The 15803-nt window shown below is 73.1% G+C and carries 16 protein-coding genes; 13 read left to right on the top strand and 3 right to left on the bottom strand.

The annotated features are described in order from the left end of the window. Positions 1-257: 257 nt before the first annotated feature. On the top strand, positions 258-662 hold the full coding sequence (locus ACH4F2_RS21730; RefSeq protein WP_398134349.1) for a VOC family protein: 405 nt from the start codon (positions 258-260) through the stop codon (positions 660-662). Here the strand turns inward: ACH4F2_RS21730 and ACH4F2_RS21725 are convergent. After that, positions 642-1334, bottom strand: coding sequence for a helix-turn-helix domain-containing protein (locus ACH4F2_RS21725; protein WP_398134348.1), 693 nt, complete (start codon positions 1332-1334; stop codon positions 642-644). The genes ACH4F2_RS21730 and ACH4F2_RS21725 overlap by 21 nt on opposite strands. Before the next feature lie 10 nt (positions 1335-1344). Further along, positions 1345-2277 carry an AraC family transcriptional regulator gene (locus ACH4F2_RS21720; RefSeq protein WP_398134347.1) on the bottom strand — a complete coding sequence of 311 codons (933 nt, stop codon included), beginning with the start codon at positions 2275-2277 and terminating at the stop codon, positions 1345-1347. Positions 2278-2359: 82 nt separating this feature from the next. Here ACH4F2_RS21720 and ACH4F2_RS21715 point away from each other — a divergent pair, with 82 nt between their 5' ends. Further along, a complete protein-coding gene (locus tag ACH4F2_RS21715; protein WP_398134346.1) occupies positions 2360-3226 on the top strand; it encodes an NmrA family transcriptional regulator in 867 nt (288 codons plus the stop codon). 150 nt (positions 3227-3376) lie between these two features. Here the strand turns inward: ACH4F2_RS21715 and ACH4F2_RS21710 are convergent, their stop codons facing one another. Beyond that, positions 3377-4510 carry a YihY/virulence factor BrkB family protein gene (locus ACH4F2_RS21710; protein ID WP_398134345.1) on the bottom strand — a complete coding sequence of 378 codons (1134 nt, stop codon included), beginning with the start codon at positions 4508-4510 and terminating at the stop codon, positions 3377-3379. Positions 4511-4609: 99 nt separating this feature from the next. Between ACH4F2_RS21710 and ACH4F2_RS21705 the strand changes: the two genes are divergently transcribed. The 11 genes from ACH4F2_RS21705 (at position 4610) to ACH4F2_RS21655 (ending at position 15733) form a co-directional block, all read left to right on the top strand. Beyond that, entirely contained in the window at positions 4610-6253 is a 1644-nt protein-coding gene (locus tag ACH4F2_RS21705; RefSeq protein ID WP_398134344.1) for an acyl-CoA dehydrogenase family protein, read from the top strand. A 258-nt stretch (positions 6254-6511) separates the two neighbouring features. Further along, entirely contained in the window at positions 6512-7801 is a 1290-nt protein-coding gene (locus ACH4F2_RS21700) for a GAF domain-containing protein (protein ID WP_398134343.1), read from the top strand. 168 nt (positions 7802-7969) lie between these two features. Beyond that, the gene (locus ACH4F2_RS21695) at positions 7970-9274 is read left to right on the top strand and encodes a hypothetical protein (RefSeq protein WP_398134342.1); all 1305 of its coding nucleotides are present in this window, start codon (positions 7970-7972) and stop codon (positions 9272-9274) included. Positions 9275-9355: 81 nt separating this feature from the next. Then, positions 9356-9928, top strand: a complete 573-nt coding sequence (locus ACH4F2_RS21690; protein ID WP_398134341.1) for a GNAT family N-acetyltransferase — start codon at positions 9356-9358, stop codon at positions 9926-9928. A gap of 138 nt (positions 9929-10066) precedes the next feature. Further along, positions 10067-10150, top strand: coding sequence for a putative leader peptide (locus ACH4F2_RS21685; protein WP_351391960.1), 84 nt, complete (start codon positions 10067-10069; stop codon positions 10148-10150). A 129-nt stretch (positions 10151-10279) separates the two neighbouring features. Continuing rightward, on the top strand, positions 10280-11977 hold the full coding sequence (gene sirA, locus ACH4F2_RS21680) for a sulfite reductase SirA (RefSeq protein WP_398134340.1): 1698 nt from the start codon (positions 10280-10282) through the stop codon (positions 11975-11977). Further along, positions 11974-12153, top strand: a complete 180-nt coding sequence (locus ACH4F2_RS21675) for a hypothetical protein (protein ID WP_398134339.1) — start codon at positions 11974-11976, stop codon at positions 12151-12153. Before sirA ends, ACH4F2_RS21675 begins: the two co-directional genes overlap by 4 nt. Continuing rightward, positions 12150-12860, top strand: coding sequence for a phosphoadenylyl-sulfate reductase (locus ACH4F2_RS21670; RefSeq protein WP_398134338.1), 711 nt, complete (start codon positions 12150-12152; stop codon positions 12858-12860). The genes ACH4F2_RS21675 and ACH4F2_RS21670 overlap by 4 nt, the downstream gene beginning before the upstream one ends. 1 nt (position 12861) lies before the next feature. Then, positions 12862-13440: an adenylyl-sulfate kinase gene (gene cysC / locus ACH4F2_RS21665; protein WP_398134337.1), complete on the top strand. Its 579-nt coding sequence runs from the start codon at positions 12862-12864 to the stop codon at positions 13438-13440. Beyond that, positions 13437-14375, top strand: coding sequence for a sulfate adenylyltransferase subunit CysD (gene cysD, locus ACH4F2_RS21660; protein ID WP_398134336.1), 939 nt, complete (start codon positions 13437-13439; stop codon positions 14373-14375). The genes cysC and cysD overlap by 4 nt, the downstream gene beginning before the upstream one ends. A gap of 2 nt (positions 14376-14377) precedes the next feature. Next, entirely contained in the window at positions 14378-15733 is a 1356-nt protein-coding gene (locus ACH4F2_RS21655) for a sulfate adenylyltransferase subunit 1 (RefSeq protein WP_398134335.1), read from the top strand. The last annotated feature ends 70 nt before the right edge of the window (positions 15734-15803 follow it).

Genomic DNA, 15803 nt, shown 5'->3' with positions numbered 1-15803 from the left:
CCGGGACGGCAGGCCCTTTGCGGTTCGAGTGCCTTGAGGTGCTTCTGAGGCACGGGCGCAACGCGCCACGGTCTCCCGCGCCCGTTTCCCGCGTGTCCACCTCCCGCGAGCCCAGCGTGCCCGTTTCCCACACGCCCGTTCCCCGCGTCTTCGATTCCCACACGCCCGTCTCCCGCGTCTCCGTTTCCCACACGCCCGTTCCCCGCGTGTCCGATTCCTTCAAGACCGGTCGCGTGCGCCCTGCCTACGGTGGCCCCATGACCGCACGATTCAACGCCATCAGTCTCATCGTCTCCGACATGGCCGCCTCCGTGACCTTCTACCGCCGGCTCGGTTTCGCGTTCCCCGCGGACGCCGGGGACCAGCCGCACGCCGAGGCCGAGCTGCCGGGCGGGATCCGGCTGCTGCTCGACACCGAGGAGTCCGTCCGCTCCTTCATGCCTGGGTGGCAGCCGCCGGCCGGTGGCGGACGGCACTCGCTCGCCCTGCTGTGCGACTCGCCTGCCGAGGTCGACGCGCTCTACGAGGAGCTGACCGGCGCCGGCTGCCACGGCGAGCGCAAGCCCTGGGACGCGGTGTGGGGGCAGCGGTACGCCGTCGTGAACGACCCGGACGGCCACGGCGTCGACCTGTTCGCGCCGCTATCCGCGCCGGCCCAGTAGCTCTCCGGGCGCCATGCCCGTCAAGCCCCGCACATCCCGCGCCAGGTGGGCCTGGTCCGCGTAGCCGGCCCGGGCTGCCGTCTCGGCGAGGGGCGTGCCGGCGCGGGCAAGGGCGAGGGCGCGCTGCAACCGCAGTACACGGGCCAGCGTCTTCGGTCCGTATCCGAAGGCGTCCAGTGAGCGGCGGTGCAACTGGCGGGCGCTTACGCCGAGTTCGTCGGCGACGGCGGCGACCGGTCGGCCCGCGTCGAGGGCGGCCACGATCCTGCGCAGCAGCGGGTCGGGGGGCTCGGTGCCGGCCGCCCGGGACAGCGCCGCCGACTCCAGGCCGCTCGCCGGGTCGGGGGCCGCGTTCACCCGCGCGGTCAGGCTCCGCACCCGGGCGGCCGGCCAGAGGTCGGTGAGGTCGACGCGCCGGTCGCGCAGTTCGTGGGCGGGGACGCCGAGGAGGACGGGCGCGGTGCCGGGGAGGAAGCGGACGCCCGCCCAGGGGCCCGGGGCGCCCTCGGTGAGGTGGGCGCGGGTGTCGGGGCCCGCGACCAGCAGGCGGCCGTCGTGCCAGAGCAGGTCCATGCAGCCGTCGGGCAGGACGCGCCCCGAGCCGCCGGGTGCGGTCGGGGTGTTGGTCCACACCACCGCGCCGGTCAGCCGGGACGCCCGTTCCACGTACACGCCTGCCACGCTACGCCGGTGTGCGGTACTCCTGCGGGCTGACGCCGTACACCCGTTTGAAGGCCGTGGACAGGGCGAACGCGCTGCCGTAGCCGACCTGGCGGGCGATCGCGCCGAGTGTGTCGTCGGTGTCGCGCAGCCGGTCCGCGGCGACGGCGAGCCGCCAGCCGGTGAGGTACGCCATCGGAGGTTCGCCCACCAGGTCGGTGAAGCGCCGGGCGAGCGCGGCGCGGGAGACCCCGGCCTCGGCGGCGAGCGACGCCACCGTCCAGGGGTGCGCCGGGTCGTCCTGGACCAGCCGCAGCACCCGGCCGACGACCGGGTCGCCCAGGGCCCGGTACCAGGCGGGCGGCTCGGCCCGCGGGCCGGCGAACCAGGCCCGCAGCGCGGCGATGACGAGCAGGTCGAGGAGCCGGTCCAGGACGACCTCCTGGCCCGGTTCGTCCCGCGTGACCTCCGTCATCAGCAGGGGCGTCAGCGGGTTGTCCCACCCGTCGGAGGTGAGGGACAGCAGCGGCGGCAGGGCGTCCAGCAGCCGGCCGCCTATCTCGCCGCGCACCAGGTAGGTGCCGATCAGCAGGACCGCGCCGCCGTCGGTCCGGTCGCCCCAGGTGCGCACGCCGAGGTCCATCGAGCCGTTGAGGGGGCGTCCGTCGGGGTAGCTGCACTCGCCACCCGGCAGGATCACCGCCTGCGGCTCGGTGGCGGGGTCGTCGGCGCAGGTGTACGGGGCGGGGCCGCGCGCGATGGCGAGGTCGCCGGCGCGCAGCCGCAGCCGCTCCCCCGTGTCCGGCACGATCCAGGCGTCGCCGCGGACCAGCAGCATCACCGTCAGCGGCGCCCGGTCCTCGACGCGCACCGCCCACGGCGGGTCGAAACAGGCGCGGATCAGGAACGCGCCACGGGCGCGGGGGCCCTCCAGCAGGCCGGCGAGTGCGTCCATGGCGTGACAGCGTAGACGCACGCGCATGCCGGCGAGTCGTTCGACGATGGGAACGTACGGCGCCCGGCGGTTGACTGAAGCCATGACAGACATCGCTGACACGGGCACACAGACGGACCTGACGGTAGTGGTGACGGGGGCCTCCGGTCGTACCGGGCGGCGGGTGGCCGAGGCGGCGCGGGCGGCCGGACTGACCGTACGGGCGGCGTCCCGGGCGACCGGTTTCGACTGGGGGGACCGGTCGACCTGGGCGGACGTCCTGCGCGGCGCCGACGCGGCCTACCTGGCCTACCCCACCGACGTCGGCGCCCCCGACGCCGCCGGGGCGGTCGGGGCGCTGGCGCGGGAGGCGGCCGGGCTCGGCGTACGGCGGCTGGTGCTGCTGTCGGCGCGGGGCGAGGAGCAGGCACGGCCCACCGAGGAGGCGCTGGCCGGGGCGGGCGCCGACTGGACGGTCGTACGGGCCGCGTGGTTCGCGCAGAACTTCAGCGAGGGGCCGCTGGTGGAGGAGCTGCGCCGGCGCGGGGAGCTGGTGTTCCCGGCGGGTGAGGCGGCCCGGGAGCCGTTCGTGGACCTGCGGGACGTCGCGGACGTGGTGGTGGCGGCGCTGGCCTCCGGCGACCGGTACGCCGGGCGGGTGCTGGAGGTCTCGGGGCCGCGGCTGCTGACCTTCGGGGAGGCGGTCGCCGAGATCGCGAAGGAGACGGGCCGGGCGCTGGCGTACCGGGCCGTGACGCCGCACGAGTACGGGGAGAACCTGGCCGGGTTCGGGGTGCCGGAGGAGGAGGCCGCGTTCCTCGTGGAGCTGTTCGGCGCCCTGCTCGACGGCCGCAACGCCCACCTGTCGGACGGGGTCCAGCAGGTGCTGGGCCGTGCGCCGAGGGACTTCGGTGACTTCGTACGGGAAGGCGCGACAGCGGGGACGTGGCGGGCCGGGGACCTGCCGTAGCGGCCCCGCCCGTCCGGCGGCGCTCCGCGCGGGCGGCGTCCGGGCCCGGCACGCGGCGCCCGGCAGCCGCCCCCGGCCCAGCGGCCGCCCCCACGCGGCAGCCGCCCCCGGCGGTGGGCGCACCGGCCGCGCGGAGCGTCCCGGCCGGGCCTACGAGGCCTCCGGCTTGTTGTGGTTCGCGGGCGGCGTGTTCCTCACCTGGGTGCGCAGGCGGGACGTGACGTCCTCCGGGGGGAGGAAGCGGGACCAGCGTTCCGGGAACTCGGAGGGCATGTCGGGGTCCGCCTCGCCGTTCGCGGCGGTGCGGGCCACGTACTCGGCGACCTGGGCCTGGCGCAGCCGCTCGTTGGCCTCGCGGGCGGCTGCGGTGGCGGCGGCGGGCCAGACCCGGTCGATGGCCGCGTTGACCGCGGCACCGACGAGCACCGCGAACGCGGACACGCCAATCCACAGCAGCACGGCGACGGGCGCGGCGAGCGAGCCGTAGATGGTGGGGCCCTCGACGGTGTTGGTGAGGTAGATGCGCAGCAGGAAGCTGCCGAGCACCCACATGGCGAGGGCGACCAGCGCGCCCGGCACGTCCTCGATCCACGGGGAGCGCACGGGCACCGAGACGTGGTACAGCGTGGTCAGGAACACGACGGACAGGATGATGACGACCGGCCAGTACAGCACCTGTACGACCGTCGTCGACCACGGCACGACGCGCACCACGGCGTCCGGACCGGCCACCATCAGCGGCAGCGCGACGGACCCGATCAGCAGGGCCACGAGGAACAGCAGGAAGGCCATCAGGCGGGTCTTGACGATCCCCCGGACCCCGTCGAGGCCGTACATCACGGTGATGGTGTCGATGAAGACGTTCACCGCGCGGGAGCCCGACCACAGGGCGAACAGGAAGCCGATGGAGATGACGTCGGGCCGGCCGCCCTTCATCACGTCGTCCAGGATCGGCTCGGTGATCTGCTCGACCCCCCGCTCGGAGAGCACCGCGCGGGAGGCGTCGACGATGTTGGTGCGCACGCTGTCGGTGGTGTCGGCGCCGATCCACAGGTCGACGTAGCCGAGCAGGCCGATGACGCTCAGCAGCAGGGGCGGCACCGACAGCAGGGTGAAGAACGCGGCCTCGGCGGCCAGGCCGAGGATGCGGTACTCCATGCACGAGTTGACCGTGTCCTTGAGCAGCAGCCAGGTGGTCCTGCGTTTGGATACGTTCCGGTACAGAACCCGGGCGCGATGGAGCCGGCCGGAGGGCCGTTCGGGGGATTCACTTGCTGGCTGCACGACCTAAAGGTATCCGCCGCCGGGGGTCGCACTCATCCGCGGACGCCTGTCGCACGGTGCCGGCCCCCCGCCGGTCCCGGGCACGGTAGGTTCACGGTCATGGCAGGCAGTACCCACACCGTGACGAATCAGGCCCCGCCGCTGGTCGGCTACGACGTCTTCACCGCCGACCGGGCCCTGACGGCCGCGGTCGAGCGGCACCTGGCACCGGAGCTGCGCGAGGAGGCGGTGGCGGAGCTGTCGGGTCTGGGCCGCAGCTGCGGGTCGGCCCAGACCCAGGAATGGGGCGCGCAGGCCAACGAGAACCCGCCGGTGCCGCGCACCCACGACCGTTACGGCCACCGCGTCGACGAGGTCGGCTTCCACCCGTCCTGGCACCGGCTGCTGGGCAAGGGGGTCTCGGCGGGCCTGACCGCGGCCTGGTCCCGGCCGGGCGGCCATGTGCGGCGCGCCGCCGGTTTCCTCATGTGGACCCAGGTCGAGGCGGGCAACGGCTGCCCGCTGTCGATGACCCACGCGGCGGTGCCGGCCCTGCGCGCCGACCCGCGGCTCGCCGCGGAGTGGGAGCCGCGGCTGACCTCCCGGGTGTACGACCGGGAGCTGCGGCCGGCCCACCTGAAGGCCGGTGCGCTGTTCGGGATGGGCATGACGGAGAAGCAGGGCGGCAGCGACGTACGGGCGAACACCACCTCGGCGCGACCGCTCGCCGAGGAGGGCACGTACGAGCTGACCGGGCACAAGTGGTTCTGCTCGGCGCCGATGTCGGACGGGTTCCTGGTGCTGGCGCAGGCCCCGGGAGGGCTGACCTGCTTCCTGGTGCCGCGCGTGCTGGCGGACGGCACCCGCAACGTGTTCCTGATCCAGCGGCTGAAGGACAAGCTGGGCAACCGGTCCAACGCCTCCGCCGAGGTCGAGTTCGCCGGGACCTGGGCGCGCCGGGTCGGCGAGGAGGGGCGCGGGGTGCGCACCATCATCGGCATGGTCGCGGCGACCCGGCTCGACTGCGTCCTGGGTTCGGCGGGCCTGATGCGGCAGGCCGTCGCGCAGGCGGTGCACCACTGCGCGTACCGGGAGGCGTTCGGCGCGAAGCTGGTCGACCAGCCGCTGATGCGCAACGTCCTCGCGGATCTCGCGATCGAGTCGGAGGCGGCCACCACGCTCGCGCTGCGGCTGGCGGCGGCCTACGACGCCGCCGAAGGCGGTGACGAGCGGGAGCGGGCGCTGCTGCGGCTGGCGGTGCCGACGGCCAAGTACTGGGTGACCAAGCGGTGTGCGCCGGTGGCGGTGGAGGCCGCCGAGTGTCTGGGCGGCAACGGGTACGTCGAGGAGTCGGGGATGCCCCGGCTGGTGCGCGAGTCGCCGCTGAACTCGATCTGGGAGGGCGCCGGCAACGTGCAGGCGCTGGACGTGCTGCGGGCGCTCGGGCGGGAGCCGCTCGCGATGGACGCGTATCTGACCGAGGTGGGCGCGGCGCGTGGCGCCGATCACCGTCTCGACGCGGCGATCAGGGGTTTGCTGGCGGAGCTGGCCGATCTGGGGGCCGCCGAGGGGCGGGCGCGGCGGCTGGTGGAGCGGCTGGCGCTGGTGCTCCAGGGTTCGCTGCTGGTCCGGTACGCGCCGCCGGAGGTCGCCGACGCGTTCTGCGCCGCGCGGCTGGGCGGTGACGGGGGCGCGGCCTTCGGCACGCTGCCGCCCACACTGGATCTGGCGTCGGTGGTGGAGCGGGCCCGGCCGGTGTCCTGATCCGGCCGGGTGGTACGGGGGTGGTGCTGCGCCGACACGGCACCACCCCCGCCACACTGGCCCGTTCAGGCCGCGTACGCCGCTCGGGGCGACGTGGTTCAAGTTTGGACACCGGCCAGGGCCGTCCACCAGGGTTGCAGGGGGTTGCAACTTGCTGCGGGCTGTGCGCGGACTGTGTCCGCGTGTCCCGGGCAAGCGGTCGGCATCAGACGAACATCCGAGTATCCGAACATCCGGCTTCCGGGAGGACGGGGATCAGTGGCGCTCTCGCCGATGGACGTGACGCAGTTCGCCGCCGTCGACACGGCGCGTGCGGCGCGGATGCTCAACGAGGTCCGCTCCGCCAGGCTCTCGGGCGGGCGGGCTCCGGTGGCGCCGCGGCCGGTGATCGAGCAGTCCTGGGACCGGGTGCTGCGCAGCGGTGTCGATCCCGAGCACGACTTCCGCGCCGGGCTGCTGGCCCCCGAGGAGGTGCGGCGGCGGCGGGAGACCTCAGCGCTGCGGCACGTGCTGCCGGTGCTCCGGGAGGGCCTGTTGTCGGTCGCGGACGTCGCGCACCACATCATGGTGGTCGCCGACGAGGAGGGCCGGGTGCTGTGGCGGGAGGGCAGCGCGCGAGTGCTGCGCAAGGCCGACGGCCTCGGCTTCGAACTGGGGGCGGACTGGCGCGAGGAGGTGGTCGGCACCAACGGGGTGGGCACGCCGGCGGTCACCCGGCGGCCCGTACAGGTCTTCGCCTCCGAGCACTTCGTCCGGTCCCAGGCGACCTGGACCTGCGCCGGTGCGCCCATCACCGACCCGCGCAGCGGCCGGCTGCTCGGCGTGGTCGACGTGAGCGGGCCGCTGGAGACGATGCACCCGGCGACGCTCGCCTGGGTCGACTCGGTGGCCAAGCTCGCCGAGGCCCGGCTGCGCGAGCTGCACGTGCTGTCGCTGGAGCGGCTGCGGGCGGTGGCCGCGCCGGTGCTGGCCCGGCTCGGCGGGCGGGCCGTCGTGACGGACCGGGACGGCTGGACGGCGGCGGTGACGGGCATGCCGTACCTGGACCGGGTGGTACTGCCCAAGCCTCCCGTGGCGGGGCCGAGGTGGCTGCCGGCGTTCGGTGCGTGCACCGTGGAGCCGCTGGGTGAGGGCTGGCTGGTACGGGCGGCCGAGGCGCCGGTACCGCAGGGCGCCACCCGGATCGTGCTGGACCTCGGGCAGCCGCGCCGCCGGTCGGTCCGGGTGCTGGGCGGCGCGGAGGCCTGGGTCAGGGAACTGAGTCCCCGGCACGCGGAGTTGCTGTATCTGCTGGCCGACCACCGCGCCGGCCGCAGCGCGGCGGGGCTGGCCGAGGACATGTTCGGCGACCCGGCCCGCACGGTGACGGTACGGGCCGAGATGTCGCGGGTGCGGAGGTACCTCGGGGCTTACCTGGAACACCGGCCGTATCGTTTCTGCGAGGACGCGGAGGTCGAGGTGGTCCTCCCGGAAGACCCGCGCGACCTGCTCCCCCACTCGACGGCACCGGCGGTGGCGGCACGCAGGGCGTCGTTGCCGACACTCTGAGCACCCTTTCCCGGATGGCCGGAAAGGCGGTTTGTTTTCGCATATTTGCATCGTCCGCGTCCGCTGACCCGCCCGCCTGTCGTAGCATCCCCTACGGACCGCTCCATCCGCTCCTCGGTCAACGTGACCACCGTCGAGCCAGGTTGGCCCGGCGCCCGTGGAGGTTCGATGAAGCATCGCGGCAGACACCGCCGACGCAGGCGGGGCAGGGCGCTGCGCGCCGCCCTGACCGGGGCGGCCCTCGCGCTGACGGGCGCCGCCACGCTGATCAGCGCCTCCCAGGCCACGGTCGCCGACGACCCCGGCGCCCTGAAGCCCCTCACCTCGGCCGCCGAGACCGACGCGCTGCGACTGACGGAGCACCGCGTGCCACGGCCCTGGCTCGACCGGCTCTCCGCCGCGATGGGCGAACCGGTGGGCGTCGACACCGTCCTCGGCTCCGCCGACCACACGCTGCGCGAAGCCGCCGACTGCACAGCCGGGGAGCGGGAGGCCCTGCCGGTCTCCCCCGCGGCGACCCGCGCCTACTGCTGGGACCACGACACCGAGGGCTGGCGCCCCGGCGCGGTCACCACCTCCTCGGGCGCCGACGAGGACGGCCGCTGGGGCGCCCACCGCGTCGTCCTCTCCGCATGGAGCCGCGACGACGGCACGCCCGACGGCGGTCTCGCCCGGGTTTCCTTCGTCGACGCCGACGACCCCGACCGCCTCGGCTACACCTCAGCCCTCCTCGCCGTCCCGGTCGACGGCGGCCACGACTACCGGGGGCTCGCCTCCCCCGTCTCCGGCATGGTCTGGTACCAGGACAAACTGCTGGTCACCACCGGGTCCGGGGGCCGCGAAGCGCTGTACGTGTACGACGTGGACCGGGTCCAGCGCGCCACCACCGACGCGGGCACCGTCGGGCGGGTGCCGGGGGGCTGGGCGGCGGACGGCCACCCGTACGTGCTTCCCGCCGTCGCCTCGTACCGGCTCTCCGACGCCTCCGGGGCGGCGCGTCCCGGCGCGATCTCCCTGGACCCCGGCACGTCCCCGGCCAGCCTGGTGGCGAGCGAGCGGGTGCCCGCGGACAGTGACCGCCCCACCCGGCTGTGGCGCTACGCGTTCAGCACGGACCCGGCCCGCACCGGGCTGCCGGCCGCCGACTCCGCCGGACACGTCGACGCGGTGGAGGCGTACGAGACCGGGGCGGCCGAGGTGAGAGGTGTGCTGTCGTACCGCCCGGCCGGCGCGGCACGGACCGACTGGTACCTGGGGCGCGCGGCCGGCGGACAGGACGGGCGCGGGACCCTGTGGCACCAGGACTCGGAGGGCGCCCGGACCTCGGAGTGCGGAGCGGACCGCTCCCAGCAGTGCTGGAGCGGGCAGGTGGGCTCCCTGTCCTACTGGGCGCAGACCGGTGAGATCTGGTCGCAGTCGGACCGCATGCTCTTCGCGCTGCCGCTGACCTCGGTCGAGGACGCCCTCGGCTGACGGCCACGGTGCCCCGGGGCACGCGGGCCGTGCGCGGGCGGGGATCGACAGATCCGCGGACCGGATGATTCCCTGACCGGCATGACCAACATCGCCGTGACCACCTGGTCCCTGGAGCAGACGGCGCCGACCGATCTGCTGCCGGCCGCCGCACCGGAAGGGGACGTCCGGATCGGCCGCGCCGAGGTGCCCTCCCCCGAGTTCAGCCGCTTCCTGTACGCCTCGGTCGGCGGCGACATCCGCTGGACGGACCGGCTCGGCTGGAGCCACGCCCGCTGGCGGGAGCACCTGGAGCGGCCCGGCGTGGAGACCTGGGTCGCCTACGATCACGGCACGCCGGCCGGATACGTGGAGCTGACACCGGGGGACGACGGGGTCGTGGAGATCGAGTACTTCGGCCTGATCCCGGCCTTCCGGGGCCGGCGCATCGGCGGCCACCTGCTCTCGCACGGCACCGCCCGCGCCTGGGACCTGGCGGACCGGTGGCCGGGGCTGGCCACGACCAAGCGGGTGTGGCTGCACACGTGCAGCAAGGATGGCGCATACGCGATGGACAACTACCAGCGCCGCGGCTTCCGCCTGTTCGACACCAAGGTCGAGGAGGAAGCGGAGGTGGCCACTCCAGGACCCTGGCCCGGAGCGTTCCCCGCCTGACCGGACACCTCTCCAGCGGGGGGCGGCCCGGCGGTCCGCGACACCCCTGCCCCACCCCTGTCTCACTTCACGAGACAGGGGTGTCCACATTCCGGAAGAAGCTGGACTGTGTCCAGATCTCCGTGCCAGGCTTCCGCCATGCCTGGAACTGGAATTGCCTTGGTGAGTCGGCGGCACGTCGACCTCGGCCGCATGTCCAGCGCCATCTGTCCGGTCCGCTGAGAGTCCCCTCCAGCACTACCGGATTCCCCGCATTCGCCTCCCCCCGCGCAATGACGCGCATGCCTGCCCATGCGCCCGTACGCGCAGGTAAGAGCCGCTTTCCGCCTGTCCCGAAGGACGTGTCACGCCATGACCGCCACCCCGCCGAAGCCTGCTGCCGCGACCCCCCGCCGCAAGGTGAGCCGTCACCGTGGCGAGGGCCAGTGGGCCGTGGGTCACTTCACCCCGCTCAACGGCAACGAGCAAGTCAAGAAGGACGACGACGGTCTCAACGTACGGACACGTATTGAGACGATCTACTCCAAGAGGGGTTTCGACTCGATCGACCCCAGTGACCTGCGCGGACGGATGCGCTGGTGGGGGCTCTACACCCAGCGCAAGCAGGGCATCGACGGTGGAAAAACGGCCATCCTGGAGCCGGAGGAGCTGGACGACAGCTACTTCATGCTGCGCGTCCGCATCGACGGCGGTGCGCTGACCACGGCCCAGCTGCGGGTCATCGGCGAGATCTCGCAGGAGTTCGCGCGCGGCACGGCCGACATCACCGACCGGCAGAACGTCCAGTACCACTGGATCCGGATCGAGGACGTGCCCGAGATCTGGAACCGCCTGGAGGCCGTCGGCCTGTCCACGGTCACCGCCTGCGGCGACACGCCCCGCGTGATGATCGGATCCCCGGTCGCGGGCATCGCCGAGGACGAGATCATCGACGGCACGCCCGCCCTGGAGGAGATGAAGCGCCGGGTCCTGAACAACCCGGCGTACTCGAACCTCCCGCGGAAGTTCAAGACCGCGATCTCCGGGTCGCCGGTGCTGGACGTGGTGCACGAGATCAACGACGTGGCCTTCGTCGGCGTGGAGCACCCCGAGCACGGGCCGGGCTTCGACCTGTGGGTCGGCGGCGGCCTGTCCACCAACCCCAAGCTGGGCGTGCGCCTCGGCGCCTGGGTGCCGATCGAGGACGTCCCCGACGTCTACGAAGGCGTCATCTCCATCTTCCGCGACTACGGCTACCGTCGGCTGCGCAACCGCGCCCGCCTGAAGTTCCTGGTCGCCGACTGGGGCGCGGAGAAGTTCCGCCAGGTGCTGGAGGACGAGTACCTGAAGCGGAAGCTGACCGACGGCCCGGCGCCCGCCGACCCGACCAGCCGCTGGCGCGACCACATCGGCGTGCACCGGCAGAAGGACGGCCGCTTCTACGTCGGCTTCGCCCCCCGCGTCGGCCGCGTCGACGGCACGATCCTGACCAAGGTCGCCGACCTGGCGGAGTCGCACGGCTCGGGCCGGGTGCGCACCACGGTCGAGCAGAAGATGATCGTCCTCGACGTCGAGGAGGGGCAGGTCGACTCCCTGGTCGAGTCCCTGGAGGCGCTGGACCTCACCGCGCGGCCCTCCACCTTCCGGCGCGGCACCATGGCCTGCACCGGCATCGAGTTCTGCAAGCTCGCCATCGTCGAGACGAAGGCGCGCGGCGCCTCGCTCATCGACGAGCTGGAGCGCCGGCTCCCGGAGTTCGACGAGCCCCTCACCATCAACCTCAACGGCTGCCCGAACGCCTGCGCCCGCATCCAGACCGCGGACATCGGCCTCAAGGGCCAGCTGGTCCTCGACGACCGGGGCGAGCAGGTCGAGGGCTACCAGGTGCACCTGGGCGGCGCGCTCGGCCTGGAGCCCGGCTTCGGCCGCAAGGTACGCGGCCTGAAGGTCACGGCCGAGGAGCTGCCGGACTACGTGGAGCGCGTGCTGAAGCGCTACCAGGCCGAGCGCGAGGACGGCGAGCGCTTCGCGACCTGGGCGGCCCGTGCCTCCGAGGAGGCCCTGTCGTGAGCGAGCGCGCCGCCCCCTTCTACTGCCCCTACTGCGGCGACGAGGACCTGCGTCCGGGCGAGCAGGGTCACGGGGCCTGGGAATGCGGGGCGTGCAACCGCGCATTCCAGTTGAAGTTCCTCGGGCTTCTCGCCCGGGGTCTTCAGACCGACTCCACGGGAGGCGAACCGATATGACGGCGCTTCAGGAAGCACGTACGGCCGAGGAGCTCAAGGCGCTTGCCGAGCGGGCGGGCCGCGAGCTGGAGGACGCCTCCGCGCTGGAGATCCTCCGGTGGGCCGCCGAGACGTTCGGCAGCCGCTTCTGCGTGACGTCCTCCATGGAGGACGCGGTCGTCGCCCACCTCGCCTCCCGCGCCCTGCCCGGCGTGGACGTGGTGTTCCTCGACACCGGCTACCACTTCCCGGAGACCATCGGCACCCGGGACGCGGTCGAGGCCGTGATGGACGTGAACGTCATCACGCTCACCCCGCGCCAGACCGTCGCCGAGCAGGACGCCGAGTACGGCCCGAGGCTGCACGACCGCGACCCCGACCTGTGCTGCGCGCTGCGCAAGGTGAGGCCGCTGGAGGAGGGCCTGAAGGGCTATCAGGCCTGGGCGACCGGTCTGCGCCGCGACGAGTCCGAGACCCGGGCGAACACCCCCGTGGTCGGCTGGGACGAGAAGCGGCAGAAGGTGAAGATCTCCCCCATCGCACGGTGGTCACAGGAAGATGTGCAAACGTACGTCGCCGAGCACGGTGTCCTCACCAACCCGCTGCTGATGGACGGCTATGCCTCCGTGGGCTGTGCGCCCTGCACCCGCCGTGTGCTGGAGGGCGAGGACGCCCGCGCCGGCCGCTGGGCGGGCCGCTCCAAGACCGAGTGCGGACTGCACGGCTGACATGACGACGACCACCGGACCATCGAGAAACAGGGAGAACCACGTGACGACCGGAGCCACCGTCTGGCTCACGGGTCTGCCCAGTGCCGGCAAGACCACCATCGCCCGCGAACTGGCCGGCCGGCTGCGCGAGGAGGGCCGGCGCGTCGAGCTGCTCGACGGCGACGAGATCCGCGAGTTCCTCTCGGCGGGCCTCGGCTTCGGCCGCGCGGACCGGCACACCAACGTGCAGCGCATCGGCTTCGTCGCCGAACTGCTCGCCCGCAACGGCGTCACCGCGCTGGTCCCGGTGATCGCGCCGTACGCGGACAGCCGGGACGCGGTGCGCGAGCGGCACGAGGCGAACGGCACGGCGTACGTGGAGGTGCACGTGGCCACCCCGGTCGACGTGTGCTCGGTGCGCGACGTGAAGGGCCTGTACGCCAAGCAGGCCGCGGGTGAACTGACGGGGCTCACCGGGGTGGACGACCCGTACGAGGAGCCCGTCAAGCCCGACCTGCGCATCGAGTCGCAGGACCAGACCGTTCAGGAGTCCGCCGCGGCGGTCCACGCCCTGCTCACCGAAAGGGGACTGGCATGACGACGTCCGTGGCCACGGTGGAGGAGGGTACGGCCGGTCCGTACGCCCTCTCTCACCTCGACGCCCTCGAGTCCGAGGCGGTGCACATCTTCCGCGAGGTGGCGGGCGAGTTCGAGCGGCCGGTGATCCTCTTCTCCGGCGGCAAGGACTCCATCCTCATGCTGCACCTGGCGCTGAAGGCGTTCGCCCCCGCGGCGGTACCGTTCTCCCTGCTGCACGTCGACACCGGGCACAACTTCCCCGAGGTCCTCGACTACCGCGACCGCACGGTCGAGAAGCACGGGCTGCGCCTGCACGTCGCCTCCGTGCAGGACTACATCGACCGGGGAGTGCTCAAGGAGCGCCCGGACGGCACCCGCAACCCGCTGCAGACGCTTCCGCTGACCGAGAAGATCCAGGCGGAGAAGTTCGACGCCGTCTTCGGCGGCGGGCGCCGCGACGAGGAGAAGGCTCGGGCGAAGGAGCGGGTGTTCTCGCTGCGGGACGAGTTCTCCCAGTGGGACCCGCGCCGCCAGCGCCCCGAACTGTGGAACCTGTACAACGGCCGGCACGCCCCGGGCGAGCACGTCCGGGTCTTCCCGCTCTCCAACTGGACCGAGCTGGACGTGTGGCAGTACATCGCCCGTGAGGGCATCGAACTGCCGGCGATCTACTACGCCCACGAGCGCGAGGTCTTCGGGCGCGGCGGGATGTGGCTGACCGCCGGCGAGTGGGGCGGACCGAAGGACGACGAGACGGTGGTCAAGCGGCGGGTCCGCTACCGCACCGTCGGCGACATGTCCTGCACCGGCGCCGTCGACTCGGACGCCGACAGCATCGAGAAGGTGATCGCCGAGATCGCCGCCTCCCGGCTCACCGAGCGCGGCGCGACGCGTGCCGACGACAAGATGTCCGAGGCCGCGATGGAAGACCGCAAGCGCGAGGGGTACTTCTAGAGATGACCAGCACCACCGAACCCACCGAGCCGCCGGCGGCCTGGCAGCTGTCGGAGACCACCCTGCTGCGGTTCGCCACCGCCGGGTCCGTCGACGACGGCAAGTCCACCCTGGTCGGCCGTCTGCTGCACGACTCCAAGTCGGTCCTCGTCGACCAGCTGGAAGCCGTGGAGCGCGCCTCCGCGAGCCGCGGCCAGGAGGCCCCGGACCTCGCGCTGCTCACCGACGGCCTGCGGGCCGAGCGCGAGCAGGGCATCACCATCGACGTGGCCTACCGCTACTTCGCCACCCCGCGCCGCCGGTTCATCCTGGCCGACACCCCCGGGCACGTGCAGTACACCCGGAACATGGTCACCGGCGCCTCCACGGCCGAACTCACGGTGATCCTGGTCGACGCCCGCAACGGCGTCGTCGAGCAGACCCGCAGGCACGCCGCGATCGCCGCCCTGCTGCGGGTCCCGCACGTCGTCCTCGCCGTCAACAAGATGGACCTGGTCGACTACGCGGAGCCCGTGTTCGCGGCCATCGCCGAGGAGTTCACGGCGTACGCCACCGAGCTGGGCGTCCCGGAGGTCACCGCGATCCCGATCTCGGCGCTCGCCGGGGACAACGTGGTGGAGCCGTCCGCGACGATGGACTGGTACGGCGGGCCGACCGTGCTGGAGCACCTGGAGACCGTCCCGGTCAGCCACGACCTGGCCCACTGCCACGCCCGGCTGCCCGTGCAGTACGTGATCCGGCCGCAGTCCGCCGAGCACCCCGACTACCGCGGCTACGCGGGCCAGATCGCCGCCGGCACCTTCCGGGTCGGGGACGAGGTGAAGGTCCTGCCGTCCGGTCGCACGACGCTGGTGGCCGGCATCGACCTGCTGGGCGAACCGGTCGACGTCGCCTGGACGCCGCAGTCGGTGACGCTGCTGCTGGAGGACGACATCGACGTCTCGCGCGGCGACCTGATCGTGCCCAGCAAGGACGCGCCGGCCACCACCCAGGACGTGGAGGCCACGGTCTGCCACGTCGCGGACGCCCCGCTCACCGTCGGCCACCGGGTCCTGCTCAAGCACGGCACCCGCACGGTCAAGGCGATCGTCAAGGACATCCCGGCCCGGCTCACGCTGGACGACCTGTCCCTGCACCCGCACCCGGGGCAGCTCGCCGCCAACGACATCGGCCGGGTGAAGATCCGTACGGCGGAACCGCTGCCCGCGGACTCCTACGCCGACTCGCGGCGCACGGGTTCGTTCATCCTGATCGACCCGAGCGACGGCACCACGCTCACCGCCGGCATGGCCGGCGAGTCCTTCGCCACGCCGGAGCCGGTCAAGGGCGAGGCGGACGACGACGGGTGGGACTTCTGAGCATGGGCTCCCCCGACTTCTGCTCCACGTTCGCGAAGGAGGGCGGCCGCGTCGGCTGGGGGTCCCCCCG

It is taken from the genome of Streptomyces sp. NPDC017890 (assembly GCF_044328675.1).
In the GTDB taxonomy this organism is placed as follows: Bacteria; Actinomycetota; Actinomycetes; order Streptomycetales; family Streptomycetaceae; genus Streptomyces.
Note: the sequence above shows the minus strand (reverse complement) of the source record. Positions and strands in the feature narration are given on the sequence as shown.